The organism is Sagittula salina, from assembly GCF_017813235.1.
In the GTDB taxonomy this organism is placed as follows: domain Bacteria; phylum Pseudomonadota; class Alphaproteobacteria; order Rhodobacterales; family Rhodobacteraceae; genus Sagittula; species Sagittula salina.
Genome location: NZ_JAGISH010000014.1, coordinates 21954 through 35649 on the forward strand (window position 1 = coordinate 21954; position 13696 = coordinate 35649).

Annotated in this window: 12 protein-coding genes; 6 read left to right on the plus strand and 6 right to left on the minus strand. The window is 66.4% G+C overall.

Going from position 1 to position 13696, the window contains the following annotated elements; genetic code table 11:
• The first annotated feature begins 50 nt into the window (after nucleotides 1-50).
• The 3 genes from J5474_RS18895 to tcuB are packed head-to-tail and all read left to right on the plus strand — an operon-like array spanning nucleotide 51 to nucleotide 3233.
• The gene (locus J5474_RS18895) at nucleotides 51-731 is read left to right on the plus strand and encodes a GntR family transcriptional regulator (protein WP_209362996.1); all 681 of its coding nucleotides are present in this window, start codon (nucleotides 51-53) and stop codon (nucleotides 729-731) included.
• The gene (gene tcuA, locus J5474_RS18900) at nucleotides 728-2131 is read left to right on the plus strand and encodes an FAD-dependent tricarballylate dehydrogenase TcuA (RefSeq protein WP_209362997.1); all 1404 of its coding nucleotides are present in this window, start codon (nucleotides 728-730) and stop codon (nucleotides 2129-2131) included. The genes J5474_RS18895 and tcuA overlap by 4 nt, the downstream gene beginning before the upstream one ends.
• Nucleotides 2121-3233: a tricarballylate utilization 4Fe-4S protein TcuB gene (gene tcuB, locus J5474_RS18905; protein ID WP_209362998.1), complete on the plus strand. Its 1113-nt coding sequence runs from the start codon at nucleotides 2121-2123 to the stop codon at nucleotides 3231-3233. Before tcuA ends, tcuB begins: the two co-directional genes overlap by 11 nt.
• Nucleotides 3234-3237: 4 nt before the next feature.
• Here the strand turns inward: tcuB and J5474_RS18910 are convergent, their stop codons facing one another.
• Nucleotides 3238-4125 (minus strand): NAD(P)-dependent oxidoreductase, encoded by an 888-nt coding sequence (locus J5474_RS18910; protein WP_209363000.1) that lies wholly within the window; start codon nucleotides 4123-4125, stop codon nucleotides 3238-3240.
• 123 nt (nucleotides 4126-4248) lie between these two features.
• On the opposite strand from J5474_RS18910, the gene J5474_RS18915 reads away from it, so the two are divergent.
• From J5474_RS18915 to J5474_RS18925, 3 genes are all read left to right on the plus strand, one after another.
• Nucleotides 4249-5454 (plus strand): acyl-CoA dehydrogenase family protein, encoded by a 1206-nt coding sequence (locus J5474_RS18915; protein WP_209363002.1) that lies wholly within the window; start codon nucleotides 4249-4251, stop codon nucleotides 5452-5454.
• A gap of 71 nt (nucleotides 5455-5525) precedes the next feature.
• Nucleotides 5526-6020: a CinA family protein gene (locus J5474_RS18920; protein WP_245216588.1), complete on the plus strand. Its 495-nt coding sequence runs from the start codon at nucleotides 5526-5528 to the stop codon at nucleotides 6018-6020.
• Nucleotides 6017-8080, plus strand: coding sequence for an NAD(+) synthase (locus tag J5474_RS18925; RefSeq protein WP_209363004.1), 2064 nt, complete (start codon nucleotides 6017-6019; stop codon nucleotides 8078-8080). The genes J5474_RS18920 and J5474_RS18925 overlap by 4 nt, the downstream gene beginning before the upstream one ends.
• A gap of 50 nt (nucleotides 8081-8130) precedes the next feature.
• On the opposite strand, the gene J5474_RS18930 is transcribed toward J5474_RS18925, so the two are convergent.
• Genes J5474_RS18930 through J5474_RS18950 form a run of 5 tightly spaced genes read right to left on the minus strand, consistent with a single transcriptional unit; the run spans nucleotide 8131 to nucleotide 13587 of the window.
• Nucleotides 8131-8334, minus strand: a complete 204-nt coding sequence (locus tag J5474_RS18930; RefSeq protein ID WP_209363006.1) for a hypothetical protein — start codon at nucleotides 8332-8334, stop codon at nucleotides 8131-8133.
• Nucleotides 8331-9566: a formate dehydrogenase subunit gamma gene (locus J5474_RS18935; protein WP_209363008.1), complete on the minus strand. Its 1236-nt coding sequence runs from the start codon at nucleotides 9564-9566 to the stop codon at nucleotides 8331-8333. Before J5474_RS18935 ends, J5474_RS18930 begins: the two co-directional genes overlap by 4 nt.
• Entirely contained in the window at nucleotides 9563-10159 is a 597-nt protein-coding gene (fdh3B, locus tag J5474_RS18940) for a formate dehydrogenase FDH3 subunit beta (RefSeq protein ID WP_209363010.1), read from the minus strand. Before fdh3B ends, J5474_RS18935 begins: the two co-directional genes overlap by 4 nt.
• 3 nt (nucleotides 10160-10162) lie before the next feature.
• Entirely contained in the window at nucleotides 10163-13366 is a 3204-nt protein-coding gene (locus tag J5474_RS18945; RefSeq protein ID WP_245216589.1) for a molybdopterin-dependent oxidoreductase, read from the minus strand.
• 26 nt (nucleotides 13367-13392) lie between these two features.
• Complete coding sequence (locus tag J5474_RS18950; RefSeq protein WP_209363011.1) at nucleotides 13393-13587, minus strand: twin-arginine translocation pathway signal protein; 195 nt, start codon at nucleotides 13585-13587, stop codon at nucleotides 13393-13395.
• Between the last annotated feature and the right edge of the window lie 109 nt (nucleotides 13588-13696).

The following is a 13696-nucleotide window of genomic DNA, read 5'->3' on the forward strand; positions in this document are numbered from 1 at the left end:
GGGTTTGTATCCGTGTGTATACACGCGGACGCAAGATGGAAAGCGGAAACATGACGAGCGACAGACCCGGACCGGACACCGCCCGCCCCTTGCAGGGCCAAAGCGCGTATGAACGCCTGTGCGAGGACATCCGCTCCGGTGTTCTGCGACCCGGCGCGCGGCTTCTGGAGACGGAGATCGCGGAGCGCCTGCAGGTCAGCCGCACCCCCGTCCGGGAGGCGATCCGCCGGCTGGAGGCGGAGGGGCTGGTCGATCATCAGCCGCGCACCGGCGCCGTGGTGCGCAAGCTGGATTACCCCGAGATCATGGAGCTTTACGAGATGCGCACTGTGCTCGAAGGCACGGCCGCGCGGCTCGCGGCGCGGGCGGCGTCGGATATGGAGCTGGAGGAGTTGCGGCGCATCAACACGGAGATGGAGGAGTCCACGGGCGACCCGCACGCGCTGGTACGGCTCAACCGCCAGTTCCATGCGCGCCTGATGGACGCCGCGCGCAACCGCTTTCTGCTGAAGGCGGCGAGCGCGGTGGAAAAGACGCTCCTGATCATCGGGCGGTCGAACATGGAACTGCCCGATCGCGCGCGCGAAGCGGTGATGGAACACGCTTCGGTGGTGGCGGGGCTGACCGCCCGTGATGGCATCGGCGCGGAAACGGCCATGCGCGCGCATCTGGAAAACGCGCAACTGGCACGTCTGCGGCTTTTGCGCAAAGACCTGGAGGGAGAGGAATGAGCGACCCGAAGACCCTGGCCGCAGAGGCCTGGGATGTCGTCGTGGTGGGCGGTGGCAATGCCGCGCTCTGCGCCGCGATCGAGGCGGCAGAGACGGGGGCCCGCGTGGTCATCCTCGAAGGCGCGCCAAAGGATTACCGGGGCGGCAATTCGCGCCACACCCGCAACTTTCGCTGTATGCACCACGGGCCGCTGGGCCCACTGGTCGAAACCTACGACGAAGAGGAATTCTGGCAGGACCTGCTGCGCGTCACCAAGGGCGTGACCGACGAGGCGCTCGCCCGCCACGCGATCCGTACCTCTGCCGAGTGCCTGCCCTGGATGCAGGACCACGGCGTGCGCTTTCAGAAATCGCTCAGCGGCACCCTGTCACTGGACCGCACCAACGCCTTCTTCCTCGGCGGCGGCAAGGCACTGGTGAACGCCTATTACCTGACGGCCGGGGATCTCGGCGTGACGGTGGCCTACGAGGCAAGCGTGAAACACGTGGGCATCGAGGGCGACACCGCAACCCACGTGGAGGTGGAGATCGGCGGCGAGCTGGTGACCGTGCGCGGCCGCGCCTTTGTGCTGGCAGCGGGGGGCTTTCAGTCGGATCTGGAGTGGCTGGCCCGCGCATGGGGGCCTGCGGCAAAGAACTTCCTCATTCGCGGCACGCCCTACAACCGGGGCGTGGTGCTGAAGGACATGCTGGACCACGGCGCCGAAACCGTGGGCGACCCGACGCAGTGCCACGCGGTCGCCATCGACGGGCGCGCACCGAAATACGACGGCGGCATCGTCACGCGGCTGGACTGCGTGCCCTTCTCGGTCGTGGTGAACCGCGACGGGCAGCGGTTCTACGACGAGGGCGAAGACGTCTGGCCAAAGCGCTACGCGATCTGGGGGCGGCTGGTAGCCGCGCAACCCGACCAGGTGGCCTATTCGATCATCGACAGACGCTCCATCGACCTCTTCATGCCCTCGGTCTATCCGCCGGTGACCGCCGACACCCTGCCGGAGCTGGCCGCGAAGCTGGGACTGCCGGTGGCGGAGACGGTCGAGACCATCGACCGTTTCAACGCCGCCTGCCGGGGCGGAGATTTCCACCCGCAGCAACTGGACGGCGTGGCGACCGAAGGGCTGGAACCGCCGAAGACCAACTGGGCGCGGGCCATCGTGGAGCCACCGTTTTACGCCTACGCGCTGCGGCCGGGCGTGACCTTCACCTACCTGGGGCTGAAGGTCGACCTGACCGCGCGCGCCACCGGCCCCGAGGGGCCCTATCGCAATATCTGGAGTGCCGGAGAGATGATGGCCGGCTCGATCCTCGGGCAGGGTTACCTGGCCGGGTTCGGCATGACCATCGGAACCGTCTTCGGACGTATCGCCGGACAGGAGGCCGCCGCCCATGTCGCTTGACGTCAGTCTGCAAACCGATCCCGGGGTCCTGTCGGACGACCCCATGCAGGAAGCCCGCCGGCAGGTGGAGATCTGCAACGCCTGCCGTTACTGCGAGGGCTTCTGCGCCGTCTTCCCGGCGATCACGCGCGAGAAGGTCTTTGCCGACGGCGACCTGACGCAGCTCGCGAACCTGTGCCACAACTGCCGCGGGTGCTACTACGCCTGCCAGTACACCGCGCCGCATGAATTCGACCTGAACCTGCCGCGCGCGCTGGCCTCGGCCCGGGCCGAAAGCTGGGAGCGGCTGGCCTGGCCCGGCGGGCTGGCAAAGACCTTCCAGGCGAAGGGCGGCGCGCTGGTGGCGGCGCTGGTCGCGGGCTTCGCCATCATGTTCGCCGCCATTGCCGCGCTGCCGGGGGAGGGCGAGGGCTTCTACGCCTGGTTGTCGCACAGCGCGATGGTGGCGATCTTCGCGCCCGCCTTCCTGTTGCCACTGGCGGCGCTGGCCGTATCGCTGCGCCGCTACTGGCGTGAGGTGGGCGGCACATGGCTGACGCTGGCCGACTGGCGTGAGGCCGTGGGCAGCGCGGGACGCCTGAAGAACCTGTCCGGCGGGCAGGGGCAGGGCTGCAACTTTGAAAAGGCCGAGCGGTTCTCCGACGCGCGGCGCCATGTGCACCAGGCGGTGATGTACGGTTTCATGCTGTGCTTTGCCTCGACCTCTGTCGCGACGTTGCTGCACTATGTTGCCGGGATGGAGGCGCCCTATGGCCTGTTCTCCCTGCCAAAGCTGCTGGGCGTGCCCGGTGGCCTGCTGCTGGTGGTGGGCTGCGCGGGGATGATCGCGCTCAAGGGGAAGGCGGACCCGGATCTCGGAACGCCCGGCCGGGCGTCGGGCGAACGCGCCTTTATCTGGCTTCTGGGGTTTGTCGGGCTGTCGGGGCTGGTGCTGTATGCGGTGCGCGGCACCGGGCTGACGGGCCCGCTTCTGGCACTGCATCTGGGCAGCGTTCTGACCTTCTTCCTGCTGACGCCCTATTCGAAAATGGCGCACGGCTTTTACCGTTTCACCGCCCTGCTGCGCGAGGCACAGGAAAAACGCCTGCGCGCCAAGGGCTGAGCGTCTAGAGCCGGGACAGTATCGTTTCGGCGCGGGTCCGCAGGTCGTCCTCTCCGGGATCGGCCTGCAGACCCGCGATCAGAACCTCCCACCGGGCCGTCGCTGCCGCCATGCGTCCGCCAAGGCCCAGTTCCTCGACCGTGCGGGCGACCTCCTGCATTTCAGCCGCGCGGCGGGCGCCGTGCACCATCATGCGTTCCAGATTGTACGCCCCCCGCCTGCGCCAGGCGATATCGGGGTCGGAAGCTTCCAGCGAGCCGATGACCTCTTCGGCCACGCCCGCCCGATAGGCGGCAAGGAAACATTCGGCGGTCAGCGCCTCCATACCCTTCACCATGACGGATCGCAGCATCTTGATGGAGGACGCCCGGCCGACCTCTTCGCCAGCGGGTTCCGGACGCATGTCTAGCGAGAAAAGCACCGCCATGCCCGCGTCGGCATGCGGGCCGGAAACCAGCAGCGGGGCGTGGTGCAGTTTCGGATGCACAGGCGACATCACGGCGACATCGACGTAGCGCCCGCCGGCCGCCTCGATCACCTCGGCGGCCTGGCGTTTGGTTCCGGGCGCGCAGGAGTTGCAGTCGAACCAGAGCGCGCCGGGGGCAAGGTGCGGCGCGGCGGCCTGCGCCGCGATCAGTGCCTGATCGGCGGTGACGGTGCAGAATACCGCCTGCGCGCCGGTCATCGCTTCGCGCAGGTTGTCGCGCCCGTCTATGCCCGCCTGTGAATAGCGCGCGTGCATCGCCGCGCGGGTCGGGGTGGCGTCGGTCTTGATGTCGTAAGCGCGGACCAGATCGGGGCGTCCATCGTCCCAGCCGGTGTGAAAGGCGGCGCCTGCCTCTCCGAAGCCCACGAAGGCCACGCAGGCCGGGCGATTGCTGAACTCGGTCATTTCGGGTCCTCTTCCTGTCGCGGCGAGACTGCCCCGGATCACGGAGGGCGGCAAGATGGGGCGCTGGCCTTCGGCGCCGTCATGTATATGACTTGTGCGGCGCACAATGCTGAAAGGACGCCCATGGATTTCGCCATCTCGCCCGAACTGGAGGCCCTGCGCTCCCGTGTTGCCGATTTCGTCGAAACGGGCCTGATTCCGCTTGAATCCGACCCGGTGAGCTATGACGCCCACGAAAACATCGACGAGGGGCTGCTCGAACGGCTGCGGGCGGAGGCGCGGGCGCAGGGGCTGTGGTGCCTGCAACTGCGCCCCGAAACCGGTGGCGGCGGTTTGGGGAAGGCGGGCATGGCTGTGGTCTACGAGGAAATGAACCGCTCCATCTTCGGCCCGGTGGTGTTCAACTCCGCCGCGCCCGACGACGGCAACATGATGGTGCTGGAGGCGCTGGCCACCGAGGCGCAGAAGCAGCGCTGGCTGGCGCCCATCGTGCGCGGCGAGGTGCGTTCGGCCTTTGCCATGACGGAACCGGCACCGGGCGGCGGGTCCGATCCGGGCATGATGCTGACCCGCGCGGAAAAGCGCGGCGGCCGTTACGTGGTCTCGGGGCGCAAGTGGTTCATCACCGGGGCGGCCGCGGCCGCGCATTTCATCCTGATCGCGCGTACCTCGGATGACGCGCGGCGCGGGCATACGGCGTTCCTGTTCCACCGCGACGATCCCGGCTGGGAGATCGCGCGCCGCATCCCGATCATGGGGCCGGAGGAGCACGGCGGCCATTGCGAACTGGTCTTCGACGGGCTGGAGATCCCGGAAGAGAACGTCCTGATGGGGGAGGGGCTGGGCATGAAGGTGACGCAGACCCGCCTCGGCCCGGCGCGGCTGACGCACTGCATGCGCTGGCTGGGGCTGGCGAAGCGCTGCATGGAGATCGCCACCGAGTATGCGGAACGTCGCGAAGGCTTTGGCCAGCGGCTGATCGAGCGGGAAAGCGTGGCGCAGATGCTGGGCGACATTGCCATGCGCATCGAGGTCGGCCGCCTGCTGGTGATGAAGGCGGCGTGGGAAATCGATCGCGGCGGCTTTGCCCGCAAGGAGGTGTCGATGGCAAAGATCCAGGTGGCGAACGTGCTGCACGACGCCGCCGACGTGGCGATCCAGATCAACGGCGCGCGGGGCTATTCGAAGGATACCGTGCTGGAATGGATCTACCGCTACGCGCGGCAGGCGCGGCTGGTGGACGGCGCCGACGAGGTGCACCGCATGGTGCTCAGCCGAAGCCTTGGCGCGGAGGGCCGGGGCTTCTGGTCCTGGCCGGTGGAGAGCTGATTCACGCGCCCCGGAACCCGCCGCCACGTCCGGGGTTTCCTTCGAAACAGGACCGCGAAAGGAAGGACCGGATGAGCGAAGAGCGGCATGACAAACGATCCGAGCAACGTGCGCGGCGTATGCTGACGACGCTCTGCGAGGGCGGGCTGAAGCTGGCCAGCGCCGAGAGCTGCACCGGCGGGCTGATCGCCGCGTTGGTGACGGATATCGAGGGGTGTTCACACGCCTTCGAACGTGGCTTCGTGGTCTACAGCGACGATGCCAAGCACGACCTTCTGGGCGTGCCCCGCGCCATTCTGGAGGAACAGGGCGCAGTGTCGGAAGACGCGGCACGCGCCATGGCGGAAGGCGCGCTGCAGCGCTCCGGCGCGGACCTTGCAATCTCTGTCACCGGCTACGCGGGACCCACGGAGGACGGCGGCACCGAGGGCGACGTACATTTCGCGCTGGCCCGGACGGGCGAAACGCAGCATCGGTTCGAAAGGTTCGGACCGCGCGGGCGCGACGCGATCCGGCAGTGCTGCGTTGACACGGTGCTCGAGATGCTCGAGTCAGCTGTATCATGACCGACACGCCCCAGCCCGCCTTCACCGCCTACCACCGCCACGGCTTTGTCCGGGTGGCGACCAGCACGCCGCGGGTCCGGCCTGCGGATGTGGGCTACAACTGCGACAGCATCCTCGAAGAGGCCCGCCGCGCGGACCGTGCCCGCGCCGATCTGGTCGTGTTCCCCGAACTGTGCCTGTCGTCCTACGCGCTCGACGACCTTCATATGCAGGACGCGCTGCTCTCGGCGGTCGAGGCAGACCTCGCGCGGATCGCGGCAGAGAGCGCGAAGCTGACGCCTGTGCTGCTGGTGGGCGCGCCGCTGCGCCGCGATGGGCGGCTTTATAACTGCGCGGTGGTGATCGCGCGGGGCCGGGTGCTGGGTGTGGTGCCGAAATCCTTCCTCCCGAATTACCGCGAGTTCTATGAAAAACGTTGGTTCGCCCATGGCCGAGCCACCGGCGGAGAGATCACGGTCGCGGGGCAGACTGTGCCCTTTGGCGACGACCTGATCTTTGAGGCGCGCGATCTGACGGGCCTGATCTTCCACGTCGAGATCTGCGAGGACCTTTGGACCCCAGCGCCGCCGTCGGGGCAGGCGGCCATGGCAGGGGCGCTGATCCTCGCCAATCTTTCGGCCTCGAACATCGTGATCGGCAAGGCATCGGACCGCCACCTGCTGTGCCGCTCGCAGTCCATGCGCGCCTTTGCCGCCTATGCCTATGCCGCCGCCGGGCCGGGCGAGAGCACGACGGACCTCGCCTGGGACGGGCAGGGGATGATATATGAACTGGGCGACCTGGTGGCGGAATCGACCCGCTTCGCCGCCGATCCGGAACTTACGCTGGCGGACGTGGACACCGGGCGCATTCTGTCGGAACGGATGCGCACGGGCAGTTTCAACGACGCGGCGCGGCATCATGAACCCGCATTCCGCCGGGTGGCGTTCGACCATCGGCCGCACCATGAGAACGCGGGGCTGATCCGGCCGATGCGCCGTTTCCCCTACGTGCCGAACCGGGAAACGCACCTCGACCAGGACTGCTACGAGGCCTTCAACATCCAGGTCGAAGCGTTGCGGCGCCGGTTCGAGGCGACGCATGGCAGGTCCATGGTGATCGGCATATCGGGCGGGCTCGATTCCACGCACGCGCTGATCGTGGCGGCGAAGGCCTGCGACCGGATGGGCCTGCCGCGCGACCGCATCCTTGCCTTCACCATGCCGGGGTTCGCGACCTCGGAGGGTACGAAGGACAACGCCTGGAAGCTGATGCGGGCCATGGGCGTCACGGCGGACGAGATCGACATCCGCCCCGCAGCGCGGCAGATGCTGGCGGACATGGGGCACCCGTTCTCGGACGGGGAGCCGGTTTACGACGTCACTTTCGAGAACGTGCAGGCGGGGCTGAGGACGGATTATCTCTTCCGGCTGGCGAACCAGCGGCAGGGTTTCGTGATCGGCACGGGCGACCTGAGCGAGCTGGCGCTTGGTTGGTGTACCTACGGCGTGGGCGACCAGATGAGCCATTACGCGGTAAACGCGGGCGTTCCGAAGACGCTGATCCAGTACCTGATCCGCTGGACCACCCGCACCGGACAGTTCGACCCGGAGACGGACCGCGTGCTGGAGGCGATCCTCGAGACCGAGATTTCACCCGAACTGGTGCCCGCCGGAGAGGGCGAGGAAATCCAGAGCACGGAGTGGGTGATCGGTCCATACGAGCTGAACGACTTTTTCCTCTATCACATCATGCGCTACGGGGCGGCGCCGTCAAAAGTGGCCTTTCTCGCCTGGCACGCGTGGCATGACATCGGTGAAGGGCGTTGGCCCGACGGCTTCCCCGAGGCCAAGCGCAACCAGTACGATCTGGAAACCATCCGTCATTGGCTGGAACGCTTTGTACAGCGGTTCTTTGCCACCAGCCAGTTCAAACGCTCGGCCCTGCCAAACGGGCCGAAAGTCAGCGCCGGTGGCGCACTCAGCCCGCGCGGCGACTGGCGCGCGCCCTCCGACAGCGTGGCGACGCCATGGCTGAACGAACTCCGGGCGAACGTTCCGGAACGCTGGCCATCGGACTGACGGCGCCATCCACTCTGAAGCTGTGACGTCAACCGAACCGGGTCGCTTTGTCAGCTGCCCGATGCGGGCTCATGCTCATTCGCCCCGTCGTGCGGCACATCGGAAAACGGGATGTGGGGCTGATTGACGCCTTCAAGGTTCACGGCAGGGGTTTCGCTCCGTTCGACCGAGGTCTGGGTAAAGGCGTTGAGCGCGAACCAAGTCGCGAGCGACAGCGCGACCGCCGCCAGCGCGCCTGTCAGAAAGCCGGTCATCGGGTGCCCTCCGGTTGCTTGCCCTCGATTTCTGCCAGCCAGAGATCGTGGTGTTCCTTCGCCCAGTTGCGATCGACGTCGCCCTGCCACATGGCGTCGATGGCGCCCTGCATCCCCACCGTGCCGATGTAGATATGCGCGATGAAGATAGCGATCAGCATCAGGCCGATCGTTGCGTGGGCCAGCATCGTCCAGCTCATGCCGTCGACACCGAAGAAGTAAAAGGGCACCATCAGCACGATACCCGTAGCGACCATCAGCCCGCCGCCCAGCACCGCCGACCAGAAGATCAGCTTCTGCCCGGCGTTGAACTTGCGCGCCGAGGGGTGGTCGGGGCTGTCGGTCATCATGCCGCCCGCGCGGCGCAGCCATTCGATATCCAGCCTGGACGGCAGATTGTGGCGGAGCCACATCCCCGCCATGATCACCAGACCCAGCGCGAAGGGCGGGAAGAACATCATATGCCCCCACGTCGACAACCAGCCGGCGTCGCCCAGGAATTCCTCTCCGAAGGGGAGGAGCAGCGTCTTGCCGTAGGCGATGGTGATGCCGGTCAGCGCCAGCATTATGAAGGAAACCGAAGTCATCCAGTGCGTCGCGCGTTCGATCAGGCCAAAGCGCTTTACACAGCGCCGGCTGCGGCCTTCGACAATGGGGACGCGGCCCCGGATGGCCAGCAGCAGCGCCAGCAGGAAGCTGAAGCCGAGGATCGCCAGAGCGCCAAGATGCGTGACCAGATCCGCGATGCCGACGCGCCAGTCGCGTGCAAAGGGACGTTCGAAAATCTCGGCGGCGGGATAGGGCAGAGAAGAAATGCCCGCGACCCGGTCCGAGGGTTTGATCATCGGCAGGGCCTCGTTGTCGGGCGTGGCCCAGGCTTCGGTGAGGAAGGGAGAGGGGTCCTCGATCGGGACCGTGTTCAGGACCACGCCACTGCGCAAGGCGAGGTCCGGGATCTCGCCTTCGGGCGAGGGGCCGGTGCGCCAGCGTTCGTCCAGCAGCTTGGTGCGGGCGATGATGACCTCGGATGCCTCCATGCCGCCGACGTCGGGCGTGTTGTCCGCTGCGATCCAGCTGACCTCTGGCACGGTGCGGGCGTCGCCGTCGAACAGTTCCCAGACCTGAAAGCAGAGCGCCACGAACAACAGGGCCGCAACGATAGCGCCTCCGATGCGGTAGGCGGTGAAGTCGCGTCCGCGCACGACCACCGGGCCGGGTTGGTAAATGCTCATCCCTGTTCCTCCGGGTAATAGGCCGTTTTCCAGCCCCACGCGCCAGCGCCGTAGCCGCGGGCAATCACGCGTTCGCGGTAGATTTCGCCGATCTCGTCGCCGTCTCCGGCCAGCAGCGCACGGGTCGAGCAGACTTCGGCGCAGAGCGGCAGCTTGCCTTCCGCCAGACGATTGCGGCCGTATTTGCGGAACTCCTCCTCTGAGCCGTTTTCCTCCGGCCCACCAGCGCAATAGGTGCATTTGTCCATGGTGCCGCGCGTGCCGAAGAGCGTGGCGCGCGGGAACTGCGGCGCGCCGAAAGGGCACGCGTAAAAGCAGTAGCCGCAGCCGATGCAGGTGTCCTTGTCATGCAGCACCACGCCGATGTCGGTCTGGTACAGTGTCGAGACCGGGCAGACCGCGACGCAGGGCGCATCGGTGCAATGCATGCAGGAAATGGCAATGGACTTTTCGCCCGGCTCGCCATCGTTGATCGTGACGACACGGCGGCGGACCATGCCCCAGGGCACCTCGTGCTCGTTCTTGCAGGAAGTCGCGCAGGCGTTGCATTCGATGCAGCGGTCCGTGTCGCAGAGAAATTTTGCACGCGCCATGCGTCAGCTCCTTTCGATCCGGCAGAGGCTGCATTTGGTTTCCTGCATCTGGGTCACCACGTCATAGCCATAGGTCTGCACGGTATTGGTGGCCTCGCCCGACACGTAGGGCGCGGCGCCTTCGGGGTAGCGGTTGGTCAGGTCCTCGCCCATCCAGAACCCGGCAAAGTGGAACGGGAGGAAGACTGTCTTGCGCCCGATCCGGGGGGTCACCAGTGCGGCCACGCGGATACGGCCTTCGGGGGTGGCGACCCAGACGAATTCTCCCGAGGAAATCCCCATTTCGGCGGCGTCCTCGCGGTTGATCTCGACGAACATCTGCTGCTGGAATTCCGCCAGCCATTTGTTCGACCGGGTTTCGTCGCCTCCACCCTCGTATTCCACCAGGCGGCCGGAGGTGAGGGTCATCGGGTATTCGGCGGCGAAATCGACCTCTTGAATCGACTTGTAGAGGACGGGCAGGCGCCACAGGCGACGGTCGTCGTAAGTGCCGTATTCCGGCAGCAGGTCGCGGCGCGCTGTCATCAGAGGCTCGCGGTGCAGCGGGACCTCGTCGGGGAAGTTCCAGACCACCGCGCGCGCCCGACCGTTGCCGTAGGGCGCCAGGCCGTGCGCGATCATCACTCGCTGCAACCCGCCCGACAGATCGGTTTTCCAGTTCACGCGGCGGATCTTGTCCGCCAGCGTGGTATCGTCCGGGGCGGGGCCGTCGGGATTGTTGGCAAGGTAGGCGCGGATCGCGTCCAGCGCCCGTTCGGGATAGTCGGGGAAAAAGGCCGCCGCTTCTCCTGGCAGGAGATTGTCACCCTGATCCTCGCCGTTGTCGTCGTCGGCCTGGTCGTCGCCGGTGCCGGTTACGTCATCGGAGCCATCCGCCGAGGCAGTGACACCGTTCGCGCGGGCCTGGCGGGCCTCCTCGCGGCGCAGCCGCCGGACCTCATCCTCCAGCGCGGCAAGCGCCTGTTCGGCTTCGGCCTCGTCCATCTCCAGCATGTCGAGCTTGAACCGGTCCGCACCCACGGCCCCGATGATGAGCTTTTCACGCGCGGTCAGCTCGTGCACCCAACCCAGAGCTTCGAGCATTCCGACGGTGCCCTCCGGGTAGCCGGTGAGGATCTCCGACCCTTCGGTAAAGCTGTCCTCGGCCAACAGGCTCCGGCCTTCGTGGCTGACTCCCCAGCGGGCGCGGAAAGGCAGGCCGCCCTCGGCAACGGATTTCGAAAGGTCATAAAGCAGGGGCGTGCCGGGGTGCTTCAGTTCGGGCCGCCCCCAAGCGGGCCAGGGGAGGCCATAATATTCGCCCTTGACCGGCTCTTCCTTGCCCCGAAGCGTGATGCTGTCGAACTTGTCCTGATGCTGCATATGGCGCTTCAGACGTTCCGGGCTGTGCCCGGTATAGCCGATGGTCCAGGACCCGCGGTTGATCTCGCGCATGATGCTTTCGGCCTGTGGGAGTTTGCCGACGACCTCGATGGTCTTGAACATCTCGTCGGCGAAACCCAGCGCCTCTGCCAAAAGGTAGGTGATCTCGTAATCGGTCTTCGATTCCCAGAGCGGTTCGAACACCTTATCCCGCCATTGTACCGACCGCGAGGAATTGGTCACCGATCCGTCCATCTCCGCCGTGGTGGCGGCGGGCAGCAGATACACGTCGTCCTGCTTGTTGGTCATGATCGCGACCTGCGTCGGGTGAGGGTCGATGATGCAGAGCAGGTCGACCGCCTCCAGCGCCTTCATCTGGTCGGGGCCGCGCGTGATCGAATTCGCCGCGTGTCCCCAGAACATCAGCGCTTTGACCGGGTTCGGCTGTTCGAGGTTCTCCGGGTCTTCGAGGATCGCGTCCATGTACCGCGAGAGTGGCATCCCGGCGGCTTCCATGAGCTCCTTGGACCCGAAGCGCCCCTTCATCCACTCGTAATCAACGTCCCAGATGCGGCACCAGTGGCGCCATGCGCCTTCGCTCAGGCCGTAGTAGGCGGGCAGCGATTCGCACGAAACGCCAAGATCCGTGGCGCCCTGGACGTTGTCGTGGCCGCGAAAAATGTTGGTACCGCCGCCAACCTTGCCGATGTTGCCCAGCACCAGCTGCAGGATCGACGCCGCGCGGGTCATCGACGACCCGATAGTGTGTTGCGTCAGCCCCATGCACCAGACCAATGTGCCGGGGCGGTTTTCGGCCAGTGTCCGAGCCACGCGTCGGGTCTGATCCGGCGGAATGCCGCAGACGCGCTCGACCTCCTCGGGCGTCCATTTTTCGACCTCCGCCTGCACCTGTTCGATGCCAAAGACGCGCTTTTCGAGATATTCCTTGTCTTCCCAGCCGTTGCGGAAGATCTCGCGCACCAGACCCCACAGGAAACCGATGTCCGATCCGGGCCGGATGCGCACGTATTCATCGGCATGGGCGGCGGTGCGGGTGAAACGTGGATCGACCACGATCATCGGCGCGCCGTTCTCCTTGCCCGCCAGCACATGCAGCATGGAAACCGGATGCGCCTCCGCGGGGTTGCCGCCGATGATGATGATCGACTTGGAGCGGCGGATGTCATTGAAAGTGTTGGTCATCGCGCCGTAGCCGAAGGAGTTGGCAACGCCCGCGACGGTGGTCGAATGGCAGATCCGCGCCTGATGATCGACGTTGTTCGTCCCCCAGAAGGACGCGAACTTGCGGAAAAGATAGGCCTGTTCGTTGGAATACTTGGCGGAGCCTAACCAATAGGCGCTGTCCGGGCCGTCGGTGTCGCGGATCTTCAGCAGTTTGGCGGAAATTTCCTCGATGGCCTGCTGCCACGAAATGCGGGTCCATTCCCCCGCGACCTTTTTCATCGGGTACTTCAGCCGCCGCTCACCGATGGCGACTTCGCGCATGGCGGCACCCTTGGCGCAGTGCGTGCCCTGATTGATCGGGCTTTCAAAGGCCGGTTCTTGCCCGACCCAGACGCCATTCTCGACCTCCGCCCACATGGAACACCCGACAGAGCAGTACTGGCAGATGGTCTTGCGGGTGACCCGATCGACGGCGGCCAAGGGGGCGGTCGGCGCGGTCTGGGCCTGAATGCGTCCGGCGGGGCCGGACAGACCGGCGAAGGCCAGCCCCGCCACGCCGGAGGCCTTCAGGAAATCGCGGCGGGTCTGACCTTTGGCGACATCCGGCGGAACGGTGATCCGTTTCGAGGTCGGGCGGCGGTCGGTCTTCCTTTTCAGCATAGGCTCTTCCCCTGCGGTCCCGGCATTCAGGACCGCGCCAGTGTGTAATAGGTCCGGGTGTGCGGCGTGTCGGCCAGTCGCGGCTGGCGCGGATCGGGCGGTCCCTCCGGCGCGTCGTTCTGGGCGGCGGCGGGCGTCGCGCAGGCGGCGATGCCCACCGCAGGCGCGATGCAGAGCAGGTCGCGGCGTGCGACGGTCGGGCTGGTCTTCTTGCCGGTCATGGGAACCTCCGTTCAGGTACAATCGTTTGATCTGGCTGAAGTTCCCGCCCTGCTTTAAAAATTTTGCACCGGCGGCCTGGCGGTCCCCCCACACTTGGACCACCGCGAG